General features: G+C 61.5%; 14 protein-coding genes and 1 tRNA gene. 10 read left to right on the top strand and 5 right to left on the bottom strand.

Translation table 11 applies throughout. The annotated features are described in order from the left end of the window. Nucleotide 1 precedes the first annotated feature (1 nt). From OU694_RS10440 to OU694_RS10415, 6 genes are read left to right on the top strand one after another with little or no spacing between them, the layout of a single operon-like run. Nucleotides 2-991 (top strand): DUF4040 domain-containing protein, encoded by a 990-nt coding sequence (locus OU694_RS10440; protein ID WP_308910946.1) that lies wholly within the window; start codon nt 2-4, stop codon nt 989-991. Further along, the gene (locus OU694_RS10435) at nt 991-1,344 is read left to right on the top strand and encodes a cation:proton antiporter subunit C (RefSeq protein ID WP_308910945.1); all 354 of its coding nucleotides are present in this window, start codon (nt 991-993) and stop codon (nt 1,342-1,344) included. Before OU694_RS10440 ends, OU694_RS10435 begins: the two co-directional genes overlap by 1 nt. Beyond that, the gene (locus OU694_RS10430; protein WP_308910944.1) at nt 1,341-2,831 is read left to right on the top strand and encodes a monovalent cation/H+ antiporter subunit D family protein; all 1,491 of its coding nucleotides are present in this window, start codon (nt 1,341-1,343) and stop codon (nt 2,829-2,831) included. Before OU694_RS10435 ends, OU694_RS10430 begins: the two co-directional genes overlap by 4 nt. Further along, nucleotides 2,828-4,288 carry a proton-conducting transporter transmembrane domain-containing protein gene (locus tag OU694_RS10425; RefSeq protein WP_308910943.1) on the top strand — a complete coding sequence of 487 codons (1,461 nt, stop codon included), beginning with the start codon at nt 2,828-2,830 and terminating at the stop codon, nt 4,286-4,288. Before OU694_RS10430 ends, OU694_RS10425 begins: the two co-directional genes overlap by 4 nt. After that, nucleotides 4,288-4,533, top strand: a complete 246-nt coding sequence (locus OU694_RS10420) for a hypothetical protein (RefSeq protein ID WP_308910942.1) — start codon at nt 4,288-4,290, stop codon at nt 4,531-4,533. The genes OU694_RS10425 and OU694_RS10420 overlap by 1 nt, the downstream gene beginning before the upstream one ends. Continuing rightward, nucleotides 4,523-6,223: a Na(+)/H(+) antiporter subunit D gene (locus tag OU694_RS10415; RefSeq protein ID WP_308910941.1), complete on the top strand. Its 1,701-nt coding sequence runs from the start codon at nt 4,523-4,525 to the stop codon at nt 6,221-6,223. The genes OU694_RS10420 and OU694_RS10415 overlap by 11 nt, the downstream gene beginning before the upstream one ends. Here OU694_RS10415 and OU694_RS10410 read toward each other — a convergent pair. After that, nucleotides 6,220-8,091: a methyl-accepting chemotaxis protein gene (locus OU694_RS10410; RefSeq protein WP_308910940.1), complete on the bottom strand. Its 1,872-nt coding sequence runs from the start codon at nt 8,089-8,091 to the stop codon at nt 6,220-6,222. The two genes, OU694_RS10415 and OU694_RS10410, sit on opposite strands and share 4 nt — an antisense overlap. Before the next feature lie 156 nt (nt 8,092-8,247). Continuing rightward, on the bottom strand, nt 8,248-8,604 hold the full coding sequence (locus OU694_RS10405; RefSeq protein WP_308910939.1) for a YigZ family protein: 357 nt from the start codon (nt 8,602-8,604) through the stop codon (nt 8,248-8,250). A gap of 158 nt (nt 8,605-8,762) precedes the next feature. Between OU694_RS10405 and OU694_RS10400 the strand changes: the two genes are divergently transcribed. Continuing rightward, nucleotides 8,763-9,356: a hypothetical protein gene (locus tag OU694_RS10400; protein WP_308910938.1), complete on the top strand. Its 594-nt coding sequence runs from the start codon at nt 8,763-8,765 to the stop codon at nt 9,354-9,356. 131 nt (nt 9,357-9,487) lie between these two features. Here the strand turns inward: OU694_RS10400 and OU694_RS10395 are convergent, their stop codons facing one another. Together OU694_RS10395 and OU694_RS10390 are read right to left on the bottom strand one after the other, a co-directional pair. Then, complete coding sequence (locus tag OU694_RS10395) at nt 9,488-10,285, bottom strand: hypothetical protein (protein WP_308910937.1); 798 nt, start codon at nt 10,283-10,285, stop codon at nt 9,488-9,490. Between the two features lie 161 nt (nt 10,286-10,446). Beyond that, nucleotides 10,447-10,533 (bottom strand) — tRNA-Leu (locus OU694_RS10390). A 137-nt stretch (nt 10,534-10,670) separates the two neighbouring features. Here OU694_RS10390 and OU694_RS10385 point away from each other — a divergent pair. After that, entirely contained in the window at nt 10,671-11,621 is a 951-nt protein-coding gene (locus tag OU694_RS10385; RefSeq protein WP_308910936.1) for a complex I NDUFA9 subunit family protein, read from the top strand. Here OU694_RS10385 and OU694_RS10380 read toward each other — a convergent pair. Beyond that, complete coding sequence (locus tag OU694_RS10380; protein WP_308910935.1) at nt 11,618-12,448, bottom strand: undecaprenyl-diphosphate phosphatase; 831 nt, start codon at nt 12,446-12,448, stop codon at nt 11,618-11,620. The genes OU694_RS10385 and OU694_RS10380 overlap by 4 nt on opposite strands. 311 nt (nt 12,449-12,759) lie before the next feature. On the opposite strand from OU694_RS10380, the gene OU694_RS10375 reads away from it, so the two are divergent. Further along, nucleotides 12,760-14,199: an NAD(P)-dependent oxidoreductase gene (locus OU694_RS10375; RefSeq protein WP_308910934.1), complete on the top strand. Its 1,440-nt coding sequence runs from the start codon at nt 12,760-12,762 to the stop codon at nt 14,197-14,199. Nucleotides 14,200-14,214: 15 nt separating this feature from the next. Further along, nucleotides 14,215-18,729: a glutamate synthase large subunit gene (gene gltB / locus OU694_RS10370; protein ID WP_308910933.1), complete on the top strand. Its 4,515-nt coding sequence runs from the start codon at nt 14,215-14,217 to the stop codon at nt 18,727-18,729. The last annotated feature ends 11 nt before the right edge of the window (nt 18,730-18,740 follow it).

Here is an 18,740-nt window from a genome sequence, read left to right as displayed (position 1 = left end):
CATGTCCCTCCTGTTCAGCGTCATTCTTGTCAGCTTCTTGCTCGTCGTGGCAGTTGCCGTGGTGCGCACGACAAACCTTTTTGCCGCCATCATGCTGTTTGCGATCTTCAGCCTTCTGGCGGCCTCCTATTTCTTCACGCTCGATGCGGCGGATGTGGCGCTCACTGAAGCGGCGGTTGGGGCGGGGATCGCGACCGTGCTTTTCCTCAGCGCTCTCGCGTTAACAGATGACGAGGAAAAGCCGGATCCGGATCGCCGTCCGCTCCTGACCTTCCTCGTACTCGCGCTGATGGCGGCGCCACTTCTCTACCTCGGTTTCTGGCAACCGGATTTCGGCGGGGCGACGACGCCTGTGCAACAGCATGTGACGCCCTGGTATCTGGAGACCACACCCGAAGCCATCGATATCCCGAACCTTGTGACGGCCGTTCTGGCAAGCTTCCGCGGTTATGACACGCTCGGTGAGGTTTTCGTGATTTTCACAGCAGGGATCGGGGTCTATTCGGTTCTCGGCATGCCGAAGCGCGGGGGTGCACATTCTGCGAGCAGTGCAGCAGCCTGGCTCTATGGTATCGGCCATCATGCCGTGCCGCGGGTTGTGGCCAAGATCCTGATCCCCTTCATCGTGCTCTTCGGCCTTTATGTGCAGTTCCACGGCGACTTCGGGCCGGGCGGCGGCTTCCAGGCGGGTGCCATCGTGGCCTCAGGCATCATCCTCTATGCGCTCATCGAGGGCGGCAATGCAGCCCGCGCCGTGCTGCCGGTACAGGCCCTTCTGCGCATGGCGGTGATCGGCTGCCTGACCTATGCCGGGGTGGGTGTCGCCACGCTCCTCATGGGCGGTGACTTCCTCGACTATTCGGTTCTCTCCGCTGATCCGGTTGCCGGGCAGCACCTAGGCATCCTTTTGATCGAGCTTGGTGTCGGGCTCACCGTCACCGGCATCCTCCTCCTCATCTTTCACGCTTTCGCGCAACGGGAAACCCATTGATGGCCTGGCTTGGCATTCTCAATTACTGGATTTTCGTCCTCCTGTTGATGACCGGCATGTATGCCATCGTCGCCAAGGGTAATCTGATCAAGAAACTGATCGGGCTCGGCATCTGCCAGTCCGCCGTCTTTCTGCTGTTCATTAGTATGGGCAAGGTTGTGGGCGGCACTGCCCCGATCCTTGACGGCTCCGACCGCGCCTATTCAAGCCCGCTGCCGCAGGTGCTGATCCTGACGGCCATCGTGGTTGGTATCTCGACCATGGCGCTCGCGCTCGCCGTTGTGGTGCGCATCAGGGAATCCTTCGGCAGCATTGAAGAAGCCGACGTTTACGGGAAAGAAGCAGAGGCATGATCGCAGCCCATCATTTGCCGGTGCTGCAGGTCGTTCTTCCGCTTGTCGCAGCCCCCCTCGCCGTCCTTTGCCCCGGTACCCGTGCGCCTTGGGTCGCCGCTGTGCTCGTCAGCCTCGCAGCCTTCGCCATTGCTGTCACGCTGGCCTTCAAGGTCGCGACCACGGGCGCCATTGCCTATGAATTGGGCGGTTGGCCCGTGCCTTATGGCATCGGTCTCCATATCGACAATTTCAGCAGTCTCATGCTCCTTCTCATCACCGGTGCATCGCTTGCCGCCCTGCTGCACGGCAAGCCTGTGATCGACAAGGAAGTGCAAAGCCGGCCTGTCTCGCTTTTCTATGGCGCGTGGCTTCTGGCCGTGGCCGGGCTTGCCGGCATGGTCGTCACTGGCGATGCCTTCAATGTCTTTGTCTTCATGGAGATTTCGTCGCTCGCCACCTATGTGCTGATCGCCGCAGGGCCGACGCGCACCGCGTTCAGTGCCGTCTTCAAATATATCATCATGGGCAGCATTGGGGCGATGTTCTATCTGATCGGCGTCGGGCTGGTTTACATGATGACCGGCACGCTCAACATGGCCGATATGGCGGCACGACTTCATGGTGTTGATGATGTTGTCCCTGTGCTGGCGGCTGCCGGTTTCATCACGGTCGGGCTGCTTCTGAAGGCCGCGATCTTCCCGCTGCATGCCTGGATGCCGAACGCTTATGCCGCAGCCCCCTCCACCGTTGCGGTGTTCCTGGCTGCCTGTTCCACGAAAGTGGCGCTTTATGTGCTGATCCGCTTCGATCTCGGCATCTTCCAGCCGAGCCTTGAAGGCCATGACATCCAGTTCAGCGCTTTCCTGATGCCATTTGCGCTCGTCGCCATGATCACCGGTTCGCTGATTGCGATTTTCGAGAAAGACCTGAAGCGGCTTCTTGCTTTCTCGTCGGTTGCGCAGCTTGGCTATATCGTCCTCGGTGCGAGCCTCCTGACTGCGGCCGGCATGTCGGCGGGTATCCTGCACCTGTTCAACCATGCCCTGATGAAGGCGGCTCTTTTCCTCGCGGTAGGCAGCCTCGTTTACCGCTATGGCAGCGCCAAGCTCGCGGACCTTGCCGGTGCCGGGCGCGCCATGCCCTGGACGATGGCAGCTTTCACAGTAGCCGCCCTCAGCCTTGTCGGTGTGCCGCTCACCGCCGGCTTCATCTCGAAATGGTATCTCGTGCTCGCCGCCATGGAGGAAGGCACGTTTGGCTGGTTCCTCATTGCTGTGATCCTCGCAAGTTCGCTCCTCGCCGTCATCTATGTCTGGCGGGTGATCGAGGTCGCATACTTCCGGCCAGCACCCGAAGGCGCACCGGCTGTGAAGGAGGCACCATGGTATCTCCTTGCGCCGACATGGGCGCTTGCGGGCCTCAATATCTATTTCGGGCTGGCGGCGAACGCACCTAACGGTCTTGCCGCACGTGCGGCGGCTGATCTTCTCGGAGGTGGCGCATGACCGGGCAGGAAACCATCCTTCTGGCGCTTGCCTTGCCGCTCCTTGGCACGCTGGGCATCGCGCGCGCGGGTCGTTACCCCGATCTACGGGAAGGGGTGACGCTTGCCACGGCCATCGGCCTTGTTATCACGGTCTGGAGCCTGATCCCCGCCGTGATGGCAGGTGCCGGGCCTGCCGCGACGCTTTTCGATATCACGCCAACACTTGCGGTTGCTTTCAGTGTCGAGCCGCTCGGCATGCTGTTTGCGGCCTTCGCCTCGCTCCTTTGGGTCGTCAATTCCGTCTATGCCATCGGCTATATGCGCGGCAACAAGGAGAAGCACCAGACGCGCTTCTACGCCTGTTTCGCCGTGGCGCTCTCGGCTGCCATGGGCATCGCCTTTGCCGGTAACCTGTTCACGCTGTTCCTTTTCTATGAAGTGCTGACGCTGTCGACTTACCCGCTTGTCGCCCACAAGGGGGACGCGGCAACGGTACGCTCGGCGCGGGTCTATATCGGTATCCTGATCGGAACATCCATCGGACTTCTCTTGCCCGCCATCATCTGGACCGGGGGCATTGCCGGGACGCTTGATTTCACGCCCGGCGGCATTCTGGCCGGCAAGATTGCAGGCCCGGCGCTCGCTGTCCTGCTCGCCCTCTATATTTTCGGGATCGGCAAGGCCGCCGTGATGCCGGTGCATCGCTGGCTGCCGGCTGCCATGGTGGCACCGACGCCCGTCAGCGCGCTTCTCCATGCGGTTGCGGTGGTGAAGGCGGGTGTCTTCACCGTCGCCAAGGTCGCCGTCTATATCTTCGGGATCGATTTCCTCAAAGAGCAGGGCATGGGCACATGGCTCATGATCGCGGCCGCCACGACCATCCTGCTCGCCAGTCTCGTGGCCCTGCGCCAGACCAACCTGAAGCGTCTTCTGGCCTATTCAACCATCAGTCAGCTTTCCTATGTGGTTCTGGCCGTTTCGGTGCTGGCGCCCCTGTCGCTCCTGGGTGCTGCCTTCCATCTGGTCGGGCATGCCTTTGCCAAGATCACACTCTTTTTCGCGGCGGGGTCGATCTATACGGCGTCCAAGAAAACCGAGCTTGGCCAGCTGGATGGCATCGGCCGCCTGATGCCCTGGACAATGGCGGCCTTCACTATCGGGGCGCTCAGCATGATCGGCATCCCGCCGACGGTCGGTTTTGTGTCCAAATGGTTCATCATGGGCGGTGCCATGGAAACCGGCCAGTATCTGGTGGTGGCGACGCTGGCGCTCAGCACGCTCCTCAATGCCGGCTATTTCCTGCCGATCGTCTATCGCGCCTTCGCCAAGGCACCGCCGGTGGACGCGAAGCCGCACGGCGAGGCACCGTTGCCGATTGTGGTCGCGCTCTCCTTCACCGCGCTCATGGTGATCGTGCTTTTCTTCCTTAACCAGCCGGTCCTTGACCTTATCGGCCCTGTGACAGGAGGCCTCTGATGACTGACCAGGTCCATTTCCTGCGCCGCCCGGCGACGATCCGCAAACTCTGGATCCTCCTCTGGGCCGTTCTCGCCCTCACGGTGGCCGCGCAGGTCTTCATTCCTGTCGAAGGCTATTTCGGGGTCGACGGCTGGTTCGCCTTCGCCGCTGTCTTCGGCTTCCTCAGCTGCGCCGCCATGGTGTTTGCCGCCAAGGCGCTGGGCGCGCTCCTGAAGCGCAAGGATGACTATTATGACCGCTGATCTTCTGGCTTATCCGCCGCTCCTGTTGCTGATCGGTGCCGCGATCATCGCCACCGCGCCGCGGCCGGTGGGCGTGGCTGCGATGTTCATCGGCCCCCTCGCTGCCCTCTGGGCCGTATGGACCGCGCCCGAAGGCGTAACGCTCGCCGCCCCCTATCTTGGCCTCACGCTGGAGATCATGGAAGTGTCGCCCGTGCGGCGCCTGTTCGCGCTTGTCTTCACGCTGATGACGCTCGTGGGCGGGCTATTCGCGTTCCGGCAGGCCGCGCGGACAGAACTTGCGGCCGCCTTTGCCTATGCTGGCAGCGCGCTCGGCATCTGTTTCTCGGGTGACCTTCTGACCCTTTTCCTGTTCTGGGAAATGCTGGCCATCTTCTCGACCATCGTCATCTGGTCGGGCGGCACGGAAAAGGCGCGGGCAGCCGGGCAGCGCTATGCCGTTCTGCACCTTCTTGGCGGGCTTGTCCTCATGGCCGGTATCCTCGGCCTTTGGTCAAACACCGGGTCGCTTGATATCCGGATACTCACGGGTCAGCTTGGCACGCTTTCGGGCTGGCTGGTGCTTGGCGGTGTGCTGATCAATGTGGCGGCCCCACCGCTTTCGGCGTGGCTCGCCGATGCCTACCCCGAAGCCAGCGCCACGGGTACGGTTTTCCTGTCGGCCTATACCACCAAGGCTGCAGTGCTTGTCCTCATTCTCCTGTTCCCCGGCGCCACCATCCTTGTCGGTATCGGCCTTTACATGGTGTTCTACGGCATCATCTATGCGCTTCTCGAGAACGACGCGCGGCGGATCCTCGCCTATTCGATCGTCAACCAGGTGGGCTTCATGGTCACCGCCGTCGGCATCGGCACCGAGGTGGCCCTGAACGGCGCCGCCGCCCATGCCTTCGCCCACATCATCTACAAGGCGCTCCTCCTGATGAGTGCAGGCGCGGTGCTTTATCGCACCGGGCGCAGCAAATGCACCGACCTTGGCGGCCTGTTCCAGACGATGCCGGTAACCGCCATTTGTGGCATCATCGGCGCGCTGGCGATTTCCAGCTTCCCCTTTACATCCGGCTTCACGACGAAGACGATGATTTCGGAAGCAGCGCATATGGAAGGGCTCGTGGCCGTCTATTTCCTCTTGGCGGCAGCTTCCGCCGGCGTATTCCTGCATGCCGGGATCAAGTTCCCGTGGTTTGTCTTTTTCCAGAAGGATTCGGGGCTGCGGCCTAAGGATGCGCCCTGGAACATGGCGGCCGCGATGATCATTTTCGCCGGGCTTTGCATCTTCTTCGGCCTTTACCCGGACCCCCTCTATGCGCTGCTGCCTTATCCGGTCGAGTTCGAGGCCTACAAGGCCGCCAAGCTTGTCTTCTATTTCCAGCTGCTGCTGTTCTCCGGCCTTGCCTTCTTCCTGCTGCTGCCCTGGATGAAGCGCACGGAGACCGTCAGCCTTGATACTGACTGGCTTTACCGTGTGGCGCTCAATCGCCTTGCCCGGAAGGCAATTGCGGGGTTTGCGGGTGTGGCGTCGGCGACAGCAGCCTTCGCCACGGGCAGGGTCAGGCAGTTGATCGCGGCGGCTGAGCGGGTGGCAAGCGGCAGCGGGGTGCTCGCCCGCAGCTGGAGCGTGGCGGGCTCGGCGCTCATCGTTTCGGCAATGCTGTCGCTTTATATCCTCGCCTATTACCTGACGGCCTAGCGGGTGCTGATCTCTTCGATTTCCTTGTAGAGATTACGACCGACGCTTGAAATGTCGTTGATGTTGCCGGCGAGCTCTTCAAGGCTTTCGTTGATGCGGGCGACAGCATCGGAGGCTGTCACCATGTTAGAGGCGATTTCACGCGCAACAGTGCTTTGCTCTTCCACGGCGCCGTTCACGGTCATCATGTCTTCCTGAAGCGTGCTGATCTCGCTGTTGATGCTGCCAAGCCGGACGGAAACTTCCTTCGACACGCTCTGCATCCGGTCGATTTCGCCAGCGATCTGGCCGGTGGCGGAGGCCACCTGTGTGGCAAGGTTCTTGACCTCGCCGGCAACCACGGCAAAGCCGCGCCCGGCGTCCCCCGCGCGGGCCGCCTCAATGGTGGCATTGAGGGCCAGAAGATTGATCTGGTCGGCGATATCGTTGATCAGCTCGACGATACTGTTCATCGCGCCCGCTGCTTCGCGGAGTGTCTGGGTGGAATCCGTTGCATCCTGCATCTGGCTGAAGGTCTGGTCGACCGCCCGGGTTGCCCGACTGATGCTGCTGGCGATTTCCTGGATCGAGGCATCAAGCTCCTCAACCGCGGCGGCGACTGCCCGTACCGTGTCTTCCGTCTCGTCCGAGGCGCCGGAAGCAACCCCCGCCTTGGTGTCCGCTTCACCAACGGCTCCGATGATCCGGTCAAGATTAGCCTCAATGAGGGCGCTGACGCGCTCCTGCGTCTGGCGGTCCATCACGCGCTGGGTGATGTCGGCCGCGAACTTGACGACCTTGATAACCTGCCCTGATGGACTGACGATCGGCGTGTAGGTGGCTTGCAGCCAGATCTCGCGACCGTCCTTTGCAACGCGGCGGAAGCGGCCGGTCTGGTGCTTGCCCGCAGCGAGCTCCTCCCAGAAGGTACGGTAGCTGGCTCCGCTGTTTTCGGATAGGTCCACAAACATGCGGTGATGCTGACCCGTGATTTCATCGAGGCTGTAGCCGACGGTTTTCAGGAAATTCCCGTTGGCAGTGAGGATGGTGCCATCTGGCGTGAATTCAATCACCGCCTGCGTTTTGCCGATGGCATCCAGCTTGCCGGCGATTTCGGCATTCTGAAGTTTTCGGGCTGTGATGTCGCTTGCGAATTTCACCACCCGCACCGGTGTTCCATCAGCCCCGAGGATGGGGTTGTAGGTTGCCTGTAGCCAGATTTCGCGCCCATCCTTGCCGGTCCGCCGGAACTCGCCGGAGACAAATTCCCCGCCTCGCAGACGCTGCCAGAAGGTGTTGTAAGCTTCGCTTTCCGCTTCTGCCGGTTCCACGAACATGCGGTGGTGGCGCGCGGCAATCTCATCCAGTTCATACCCGACGGTGTCGAGGAAATTGCTGTTGGCGGTGATGATGGTGCCGTCCAGCTCGAACTCGATGATGGCTTGCGCGCGGTCAAGTGCAGCGAGCTTGCCGGCGATATCGAGATTGCGGTTCTGGGCCGCCGTCTCGTCGGTTGCGAACTTGATGATCTTGTAAATCTGCCCCTTTGCATCGCGCACCGGCAGGTAAATGGCCTGCAGCCAGAGTTGCCGGCCCCCCTTTGCGAAGCGGCGGAATGTTGCCGTATTATGTTTGCCGTCTGCGAGATCGGCCCAGAAGCGGCGATATTCATCACTTTCGGCATAATCTGCTGCCACAAACATGCGGTGATGCTGGCCAACAATTTCATCAAGTCTGTAGCCCATTGTTTCAAGGAACAGGGGGTTTGCGCCGATAATGATGCCATCGGGTGTGAAGGAGATCATGGCCTTGGAACGGGAGAGCGACTCGAGGATTTCATCGGCGCCGTGGCGAGAGTGCGGGAGAAATCCCTTAATATCCAGTCGCATGGGATCAGTCCTTCCAAGGGTAATGCCGGGCGGGGTGGTGCCGTCCGTTGCCTGCCATCGAGGAACTATAGATTGTAAATCGCTAACCGACGGTAAACGCTATCGCATAGCGAGCATTTTTCGCCATCTGTCTGTAAAACCCGGGAAATCCGGCTTTCAGCCAGCGAAGGCATGATCCAGATAGTGGCGCACGGCATCCTGCACATGGCGGAAGCGATCCCCACCCAGATGCTTGCCGCCATACCAGCGGGTGACGACGATGATATGGCCTGTCAGGCCCTCGCGCTCCAGCATGCGCACGATCACCATGCCGGCACCGCTTTCGCCGTCGTCATTCTTCACCGGCCCGTCGTCGCCGAGGAAAGCCCATGTGTTATGGGTGGCCTTGGCGAATTTCTTCTGGCGGGTCAGCTCCTTTATGAAGGCGCGCGCTTCCTCGGCCGAGCTGCAAGGGCCGCCCGACACCGCATATTTCGACCCGCGGTCGGTGATGATGCCATCAAATATCTGCATGCCCGCCTTATCGGGCGACTGGTCGGCCTTGTCAAATGTCCGGGCACGGGAATTCTCATGCACGTTCTGCGCGAGAAGCACACCTTGCACCACAAATTGGCCGCATTGCTGTGCTTCTATCTCAACCCTCTCGGGGGATCACACAAAAGGAGCCAGTCATGATGACATACAGCAAGTCTTTGGCCATCGCTGTTCTGTTCACGTCGGCCTCGTTTGTCCAGAGTGGTGCCATCGCCGGTGATAGAGACGACAAAGCCGGTTTCCAGCCCAAATACTATGGCGACTGCCATAGTAACGTCGAAGGCGTGGGGGCAGAGCATGCGCCCGCTGCCGGAACCCCGGACGCCCAGTTGAGAGAGGAAACGCGGACAATGCAGGAAACCCTTCGGGGTGTGGAAGCCGCGCAGGACTGCTATTCGAAAGCCTTGAGCGATGCCCGGGCCGCCAGTACATCCGAGGCGCAGGATCGTCAGATGGCTGATGCTCGGCTGACCGAAATCCGGTCGGGTACTCGTGAGGTCGGCAAGATCCTCGACAAGGCGACGAAGCGTTATAGCGAAAGGGCCGATGCGCTCGCGCCGCAAGTGACGGCCGGTGTTGCACCGGCAGCCGGCGGGGATGCCAGGACCAGGGACGCCATGAGCCCGTCTTCCATGGATATCCTGAAGGAACGCGATGCGGTCCTCGACAAGGCTGCGGCCGTGAAAAAACGTCAGAAGGAACTAGAGAGTAAGGCTGACAAGGCCCTGTAACATTTTAACATTTTCCGCCTGCCGGGAGCTGCAGGCGAACAGGCAACAAGAAAGGCCCGGGTTCAGGTGTGATCCCGGGCTTTCGTTCTGGCCCGGCTGCCGATAAAAGATGTCTGGCACAACATCAGGGGTCAGGCGGCCTCCGCCTCCTGCATGCTGCTGATCAGAAAGGCGCGCATTTCGGCGATATTGGCCAGCTGTTGCTTGTGCCAGGACTGACGCTCGGCAAGTGAGGCGCGGAGCTCGTTGATCATGCTTTCATAGTTCGCGTCGACGTCATGATCCGGGTACCATTCGGCCGCAAACTCGCGGCGGGTGGGCATGGTTGCGTCTGTATAGCTTGTTGTTGCAAGCTCGGGATACTGACGGGAAAGGATTGCCGCCCCCTGTTTTGTCAGATAGGCAATTCTCGCTTCCCCGGTCAGTTTCAGGGCATCTGCGCCGGCGACCAGCGATTGCAGCGCATCGCCGCCATCGTGAGTGACAAGGCTGCCATCCTTGTTGATATAACCAAGAATGCGATCCCCATCTGAAAAGACAGTGCGAACGCCGGACGGAAGGTCGGGATCGAGATCCTTTTCCACGCGGGCGGCGGCCGCCTCGGCGTGCGCGAGCATGTCACCGCTTTGCTCCAGCATGTCGAAGGCCGAGAAATTCTGCTGCATCTCCAGCCACTTGTCGAAGCTCGGGATCATCCGTTCATATTGATCGGCGCTAAGCTCTGTCCCGGTGCTGCCATCGGGCAAGGCGATGGTTCTTGGCGCTTCGCCGTTCGCTTCGGCTTCTTTCATGGCGGCAACGCGCTCGCACATCGTTGCATAGCCGGCTTCATAATAGTCTTCGAGATAGGGGCGCATCTCGGGATCGGAGAAGATGCTGCGATCGAAAGGCATGTTGTAGGCGGAAGACGCGCCGGCGATGGAAGTCATGAAAAAGACCTTTCCCTGTGTTGCGCCCCGAACCCGCAACCATCGCTTTCAAGAAGCGTGCCTTTTTCGCGAGAAACGCCCATCACCTGAGCCCCGGGCGCGTGGTCCTGAAAAGCAAAAGGCCCGGTTCCATCTGAATGAAGGAACCGGGCCTTTTGAATTGGTGCCCAGGAAGGGACTCGAACCCCCACGACCGTACGGTCACTAGCACCTGAAGCTAGCGCGTCTACCAATTCCGCCACCTGGGCACAGGTGATTTGGTGGCGGGGATGTAGCGTGCCTCCGGGGGCTCTGTCAAGCGTCTGTGGTAAAATCTTTGCGCTGGTGCGCTCCGATATGGCCGCACTTGCGTATATACTGTGCGGATGCATCGAAGGAGAGGCTTATGAACCGGCAGAAATGTGTGACGGTGTTTGGCGGCTCGGGCTTTATCGGACGCTATCTGGTCGAGCGGCTGGCCGAGGCCGGCTGGCGGGTGCGGGTGGCAGTGCGGCACCCGAACGCGGCGCTTTACCTGAAAACCCTTGGCGATGTCGGCCAGATCGATCTGGTGGCGGCGAATGTCGGCCATCCCGCATCCGTTGCTCGCGCGCTGAAGGGGGCCGATGCGGCCGTCAATCTTGTCGGCATTCTCTATGAGAGTGGCCACCAGCGGTTCGAAGGTATCCAGGCGGACGGCCCCGGCATCATCGCCCGCGCGGCGGCGTCTGCCGGTGTGCATGCCTTCGTCCAGGTGTCGGCGCTTGGGGCAAGCGATCATTCGCCGTCCCGCTATGCCCGCACCAAATGGCGAGGGGAGCAGGAGGTGCTCGCCGCCTTCCCGCGCGCCACGATCCTGCGGCCGAGCCTTGTGATCGGGCCGGAGGATGGTTTCTTCAACCGGTTCGCCCGCATGGCGCGGATACTGCCCTTCCTGCCGCTGCCGGGTCTTGGCACCCGGTTCCAGCCGGTGGTGGTGACCGACGTGGCTGCCGCTATCGCCACGGCGCTGGAGCGCGGCCTCAAGGACGACAGCGCCGTTGCGGGCAAGACCTTCGAGCTTGGCGGGCCCGAGGTGATGACGATGCGCACCATGCTGACCCATATGATGGAAGAGACCGGCCTTTACCGGCCGCTCATTCCTATGCCTATGGGCCTTGCCCGCCTGCAGGCCCTGTTCCTGGAATGGCTGCCGACCCCGCCGCTCACGCGCGACCAGCTGAAGCTACTTGGCGCCGACAATGTCGTCTCGAAAGGGGCCGCCGGGTTTGCAGCCCTTGGCATTGAGCCGCAGCCCATCGCCAGCATCCTGCCGCGCTATATGGCGCAGTATCGAGCGATGGGCCAGTTCGGTTAGAACCAGCCGGCGCCGATCATGGCGAACAGCGCGAGGCCGAGGCCGACACGATAGATCACGAAGATCGTCATGGTGGCGTGGGTCAGCCAGCGCATCAGGAAATGGATGGCAACAAGGGCGGCAAGGCACGATAGCCCTGCGCCGATGGCAGCATCGGTAAGCGCCAGCGGATTGCCGTCGGACACGAGCTTCAGGGCACCGAGCGTGCCGGCAGCAAGGATCGTCGGAATCGACAGGAGCATCGAAAAGCGCGCGGCATCCACCCGGTTGAAACCGAGGTGACGGGCGGCGGTCATGGTGATGCCGGCGCGGCTGGTGCCGGGAATGAGCGCCAGCACCTGCGCGAAGCCGATAATGAGCGCCGGTTTCAACTTCATCGCCGCCATATCAAGGTGCGTGCTACCGCGCTTGTCGGCCCAGTAAAGCAGAATGCCGAAAAGGATCGAGGTGGCGGCGATAACACTTGCCGAACGCAGCGCTTCCTCAATGCCGCTGACCGCGAAGATGCCGCCGACGATCACGGTTGGGATGGTGGCAAGCACGAGCGCCCAGAAAAGCTTCGCATATGGCGTACCTTCGATGGCGCGGCGGGCAGGGGCAACGCCGATGGCACCAAGGGCTGCGAGCGTCAGGCCTTTTGTATCTTCCCGGAAATAGAGAAGCACGGCGGCGAGCGTGCCTACATGCACGCTGACATCCATCAACAGGCCCTGGTCTTCCATGCCGGTCACGATCGGCAACAGGATCAGGTGGCCGGACGAGGAAATGGGCAGGAATTCGGTGATGCCCTGAACGAGCGACAGGAGAATCAGATGCAGGATGGTCACGCCAACAAGGCTCCCGGCTGCGGGCGGCACCCCCTGCGCCAGCCCCCAAGGCCTTATAGCAAGCCGTTTGCGGGAGGGCATCTTTCAATATAGTCTCAATTCGGTACTAAAAAACACTTGTATTTGGGCCGGTTGGCATTCCGTGCTGAGTGTGATACAATAACAAGGTCAATATATTTGACCTATCGCTGATTTTTTGCGTGAATTTTGAAAATTTTGAACATATAGTGCGGGCGCACCGATTCAGAGGCACATAAAATTACCCGCCGCGAATCCTGTTAACGAAGGTTGCTACCAGAGGAACGGACCCGATGGCCGAAGACATGCTGAAATTTGTCACGATCGACCAGCAGATGCCTGAAAAGCGCTCGGCGGACGACCGCAAGCGTGATTTCCGGGAAATCTACGAAAGGTTCGTACCCGCCGGCGCCAAGGATCAGGCCAGCCGCTGCTCGCAGTGCGGCGTGCCCTATTGCCATATTCATTGCCCCCTCGGGAACAATATCCCCGACTGGCTGCGCCTGACGGCCGAAGACCGGCTGCAGGAAGCCTATGAAGTGGCGTCTGCCACCAACAACATGCCCGAAATCTGCGGCCGTATCTGCCCGCAGGATCGTCTCTGCGAAGGCAATTGCGTGATCGAGGCTGATTTCGAATCTGTCACCATCGGCTCGGTGGAACGCTATATCACCGATAACGCCTGGGAACAGGGCTGGATCAAGCCGATCGAGCCGCCGGTGGAGCGTGACCAGTCGGTCGGTATCATCGGGGCGGGCCCGGCTGGCCTCGCAGCGGCCGAGGAACTGCGCAAAGCGGGCTATCAGGTTCATATCTATGACCGGCACGACCGCGCCGGCGGCCTGCTTATCTATGGTATCCCCGGTTTCAAGCTTGAAAAGGATGTGGTGGCGCGTCGCACTGGCCGGCTGGAGCAATCCGGCATCACCTTCCATCTGGATTTCGAGGTCGGCCGTGACGCCACGCTTTCAGAGCTTCGCGCCCGTCATGATGCGCTGCTGGTGGCGACCGGCGTGTATCGTGCCCGCGCGCTGAAGGTGCCGGGCGTGGGTCTTTCTAACATTGTGCCGGCGCTTGATTATCTGATCGCCTCCAACAAAGTTGGCCTGGGCGACAAGGTTGCGGCCTATGACGATGGCTCGCTGAATGCTGAAGGCAAGAATGTTGTTGTGATCGGTGGCGGCGACACCGCGATGGACTGCGTGCGCACCGCCGTGCGCCAGGGTGCCAAGTCGGTCAAATGCCTTTATCGCCGCGACCGCGACAATATGCCGGGTTCGGCCCGCGAAGTGGCGAATGCCGAGGAAGAAGGCGTCGACTTCGTCTGGCTGACCGGCCCCGAGGCCTTCACGGGCTCGGACAAGGTGGAAGCCGTGCGCGCCTACAAGATGCGCCTTGGTGCCCCCGATGCCACCGGCCGCTCGGCGCCCGAGCGTGTGCCGAACGAAAGCTTCAATGTGGACTGCGATCTCGCGATCCTGGCGCTTGGCTTCGAGCCCGAGGACCTGCCGAGCCTCTTTGGCGCGCCTGAACTGCGCGTCACCCGCTGGGGCACGGTCACGGTTGACCAGCGCAGCATGATGACAAGCCTGCCGGGTGTGTTTGCCGCGGGCGATATCGTGCGGGGCGCTTCGCTCGTTGTCTGGGCGATCCGGGACGGGCGTGATGCCGCCAGTGCCATCAAGACCTATCTGCGCGAGCAGGCGAAAAACGCCGCCGTCGCTGCCGAGTGATGAGGACAGAAGACAATGCAAATCTATAACGAACATGTCCCCGGCCCCGTTGGCCTTTATGATCCCGTTGACGAACATTCGAGCTGCGGTGTCGGCCTTATCGCGGCCATCGATGGCCGCCCGCGCCGTGACGTTGTCCTAAAGGGCATCGAAGCCCTGAAGGCCATCTGGCACCGGGGTGCGGTGGACGCCGATGGCAAGACCGGCGACGGCGCCGGCATCCATGTCGAAATCCCGCAGGAATTTTTCCGCCAGCATGTGCGCGCCACGGGGCATGATGCCATCGTCGGCAAGATTGCTGTCGGCATGGTCTTCCTGCCGCGTATCGACCAGTCGGCGCAGGAAGTGTGCCGCACCATCGTTGAAACCGAGATCCTGAATTTCGGCTACACGATCTATGGCTGGCGTCAGGTGCCGGTGGATACCGGTGTGATCGGCCCGAAGGCCGAAGCCACGCGCCCGGAAATCGAACAGATCATGATCGCCAATTCGAAGGGCCTGAATGATGACGACTTCGAGCGCGAGCTTTATGTCATCCGCCGCCGCATCGAAAAGGCGGCCATCGCCGCGCAGGTGCCGGACTTCTATATCTGTTCGCTGTCGTGCCGCTCGATCATCTACAAGGGCCTGTTCCTTGCCGAGCAGCTTTCGACCTTCTATCCCGATCTGAATGACGATCTGTTTGTGTCGTCCTTCGCGATCTATCACCAGCGCTATTCGACGAACACTTTCCCGCAGTGGTGGCTCGCCCAGCCGTTCCGCATGCTGGCGCACAACGGCGAGATCAACACGATCCGCGGCAACACCAACTGGATGAAAAGCCACCAGATCCGCATGGCCGGCATCGCGTTCGGCGACCATTCGGAAGACATCAAGCCGGTGATCCCGCATGGTGCATCGGATTCGGCCGCCCTCGACGCCGTGTTCGAGGTGATGGTGCGCGCTGGCCGCATCGCGCCGATGGTGAAAACCATGCTGGTGCCGGAAGCCTGGTCGAAGAAGGGCGTGATGCCCGAAGCGCACCGCGCCATGTATGCCTACACGAACTCGGTGATGGAGCCGTGGGACGGTCCGGCCGCCCTCGCCTGCACCGACGGGCGCTGGGTGATCGCAGGGCTTGACCGTGCGGGCCTCCGCCCCATGCGCTTCACGCTGACGTCCGATGACCTTCTGATCGTCGGTTCGGAAGCCGGTATGGTTGTTGTCCCGGAAGAAAGTGTGCGCGAGAAAGGCCGCTTGGGGCCGGGCCAGATGATTGCCCTCGATCTGGAGGAAGGCCGTTTCTACCACGACCGCGAGATCAAGGACAAATTGGCCGCCAGCCAGCCGTTTGAGGAATGGGTGAAGGATATCAAGTCCATCGAGGACCTGCCGGGCTACCGCGGCCCCGAGGCGCCCCTGTCGCTTTACAAGGGGCAGGACCTGAAGCGCCGTCAGGTGGCGGCTGGTATCACGCACGAGGATATCGAACTCATTCTCCATCCGCAGGTGGCGGACAAGAAGGAAGCCATCGGTTCGATGGGTGACGATACGCCGCTTGCCGTGCTGTCGTCCAAATACCGGAACCTCGCGCATTTCTTCCGCCAGAATTTCAGCCAGGTGACCAACCCGCCGATCGACAGTTTGCGCGAATACCGGGTGATGAGCCTGAAAACACGCTTCGGCAACTTCAATAACGTGCTCGATGCCGGCCACACGCAGGCGGGTGCGCTGGTGCTCGATAGTCCGGTGATGACCAACCGCGAATGGAAGGCAGTGATCGAGCATTTCGGTGACACGGCGCAGGTGATCGATTGCACCTTCGGCGTGGATGAAGGCGCGGGTGCCCTCAAGGCCGCGATCGATCGTATCCGCCGCGAGGCTGAGGAAGCGGTGCGCGAAGGCCGCGCCCATATCTTCCTCACGGACGAATATATCAGCGAAACGCGCGCCCCGGTGCCGATGATCCTCGCCACCGCCGGTGTGCATACGCACCTTGTGAAAAACGGCCTGCGTACCTTCACCAGCCTCAATGTGCGCTCGGCCGAGTGCATGGATACCCATTATTTCGCCGTGTTGATCGGCTCGGGCGCCACCACGATCAATGCCTATCTCACGCAGGATGCGATTGCCGAACGCCACGCCAAGGGCATCTTCGGCGACATGGGGCTTGATGAATGTATCGTCCGTGCCCGCGAAGCCATCGATCAGGGCCTTCTCAAGATCCTGTCGAAAATGGGCATCTCGATCATTTCGAGCTATCGGGGCGGCTATAATTTCGAGGCCCTCGGGCTTTCGCGCTCGCTGGTGGCCGAGTTCTTCCCCGGCATGCCGTCCAAGATCTCCGGCATCGGCCTTGCGGGCGTCCAGCAGAAAGTGCTGGAGCAGCATGCCAAGGCTTTCCAGGAAGATGTGGCTGCACTGCCGGTTGGCGGGCTTTACCGCTTCCGCCGCGACGGCGAACTGCATGCCTTCGATGGCCAGCTCATCCACCTGCTGCAAACGGCTGTGACCGATGACAATTACGCCAAATACCTGACCTATTCGAAGGGCCTTGGCAGCCTGCCGCCCCTGAACCTCAGGGATCTTCTCGATTTCCGCCGGCCGGACACGGGCATCGCGCTCGAAGCGGTGGAAAGCATCACCCAGATCCGCAAGCGGTTTCTGACCCCCGGCATGTCGGTTGGCGCTCTGTCGCCCGAGGCGCATGAAACGCTCGCCATCGCCATGAACCGCATCGGTGCCAAGTCGGTATCCGGTGAGGGCGGCGAGGACCAGAAGCGCTACAAGCCTTATGATAACGGCGACAATGCCAACAGCCCGATCAAGCAGGTGGCTTCCGGCCGCTTCGGCGTGACGGCTGAATATCTGAATGCCTGCGAGGAGCTGGAAATCAAGATCGCCCAGGGCGCCAAGCCGGGCGAGGGCGGCCAGCTGCCGGGCTTCAAGGTGACCGAGATGATCGCGCGGCTCCGCCACGCCACGCCGGGGGTGACGCTCATTTCGCCGCCGCCGCACCATGATATCTATTCGATCGAGGATCTGGCCCAGCTCATCTATGACCTGAAGCAGATCAACCCGGTCGCCAAGGTATGCGTGAAGCTCGTCTCCTCCGCCGGTATTGGCACGATTGCGGCGGGCGTCGCCAAGGCGCACGCGGACGTGATCCTTGTGGCCGGTCATTCGGGCGGCACGGGTGCGAGCCCCCAGACCAGCATCAAATATGCCGGCACACCGTGGGAAATCGGCCTCGCCGAGGTCAATCAGGTACTCACGCTCAATGGCCTGCGTCACCGCGTGAAGCTCAGAACCGATGGTGGCATCCGCACCGGCCGCGACGTGGTGATTGCCGCCATGCTCGGCGCCGAGGAATATGGCGTGGGCACGGCGTCGCTCGTCGCCATGGGCTGTATCATGGTCCGCCAGTGCCATTCGAACACATGCCCGGTCGGCGTGTGCACGCAGGATGAGGCTCTCCGCCAGAAGTTCACCGGCACCGCCGACAAGGTCGTGAACCTTTTCAGCTTCATCGCCGAGGAAGTGCGTGAAATCCTCGCGACCCTCGGAGTCGAGAAGCTCGAGGACATCATCGGCCGCACCGACATGCTGCATCAGGTGAGCCGCGGTGCCGCGCACCTTGATGACCTTGATCTCAACCCGCTGCTTGTCCAGGTCGGCGGCCGTCACGAGCGCACCATCTGCACCATGGAAGGTCGCAACCCGGTGCCGGACAGCCTCGATGCCCGTATGCTCGAGGATGCCGCCGCCGTGTTCAGCCGCGGCGAGAAGATGCAGCTGACCTATTCGGTGCAGAACACGCACCGCGCGGTCGGTACGCGTTTCTCCAGCGAGATCACCCGCAAGTTCGGCATGTTCGGCCTGAAGCCCGACCATGTGACCGTGCGACTGCGCGGCTCGGCCGGCCAGTCGCTTGGTGCCTTTGCGGTGCAGGGGCTGAAGATTGTTGTCTCGGGCGATGCCAACGATTATGTCGGCAAGGGTCTTTCGGGCGGCACCATCGTGGTGCGCCCGTCGAACCGGTCCGGAATCACGGCGCGCGACAACACCATCATCGGCAACACCGTCCTTTACGGCGCCACCGCCGGCAAGCTTTACGCGGCGGGGCAGGCGGGCGAGCGCTTCGCCGTCCGCAACTCGGGGGCCGAGGTGGTCGTCGAGGGCTGCGGCGCCAACGGCTGCGAATATATGACCGGCGGTACGGCTGTCATCCTCGGGCCGGTGGGCGAGAACTTCGGCGCCGGCATGACCGGCGGCCTCGCCTTCGTCTATGACGAGATGAACATGCTCGATGAATTCATCAATCCGGACACCGTCCTTCTGCACCGGGTCGAACATCCTGACTATGAGGCGCGCCTCAAGGGGATGATCGAAGACCATGTTCGCGAGGCAGGTTCCCGCTGGGGCGCCACTATCCTCTCGAACTGGGAAGCAAAACTCGGCCGATTCTGGATGGTTGTGCCGAAAGAGATGGTCTCAAGGCTTGAGGTCCCGCTCGTGCCCGAGGCCGATACGGCGGAGGCCGTGGCCTGATGATCGGGCCA

The sequence above is a fragment of the Pseudokordiimonas caeni genome (genome assembly GCF_026719705.1).
GTDB lineage: Bacteria > Pseudomonadota > Alphaproteobacteria > Sphingomonadales > Kordiimonadaceae > Gimibacter > Gimibacter caeni.
This window is presented reverse-complemented; position numbering and strand designations above follow the sequence as displayed.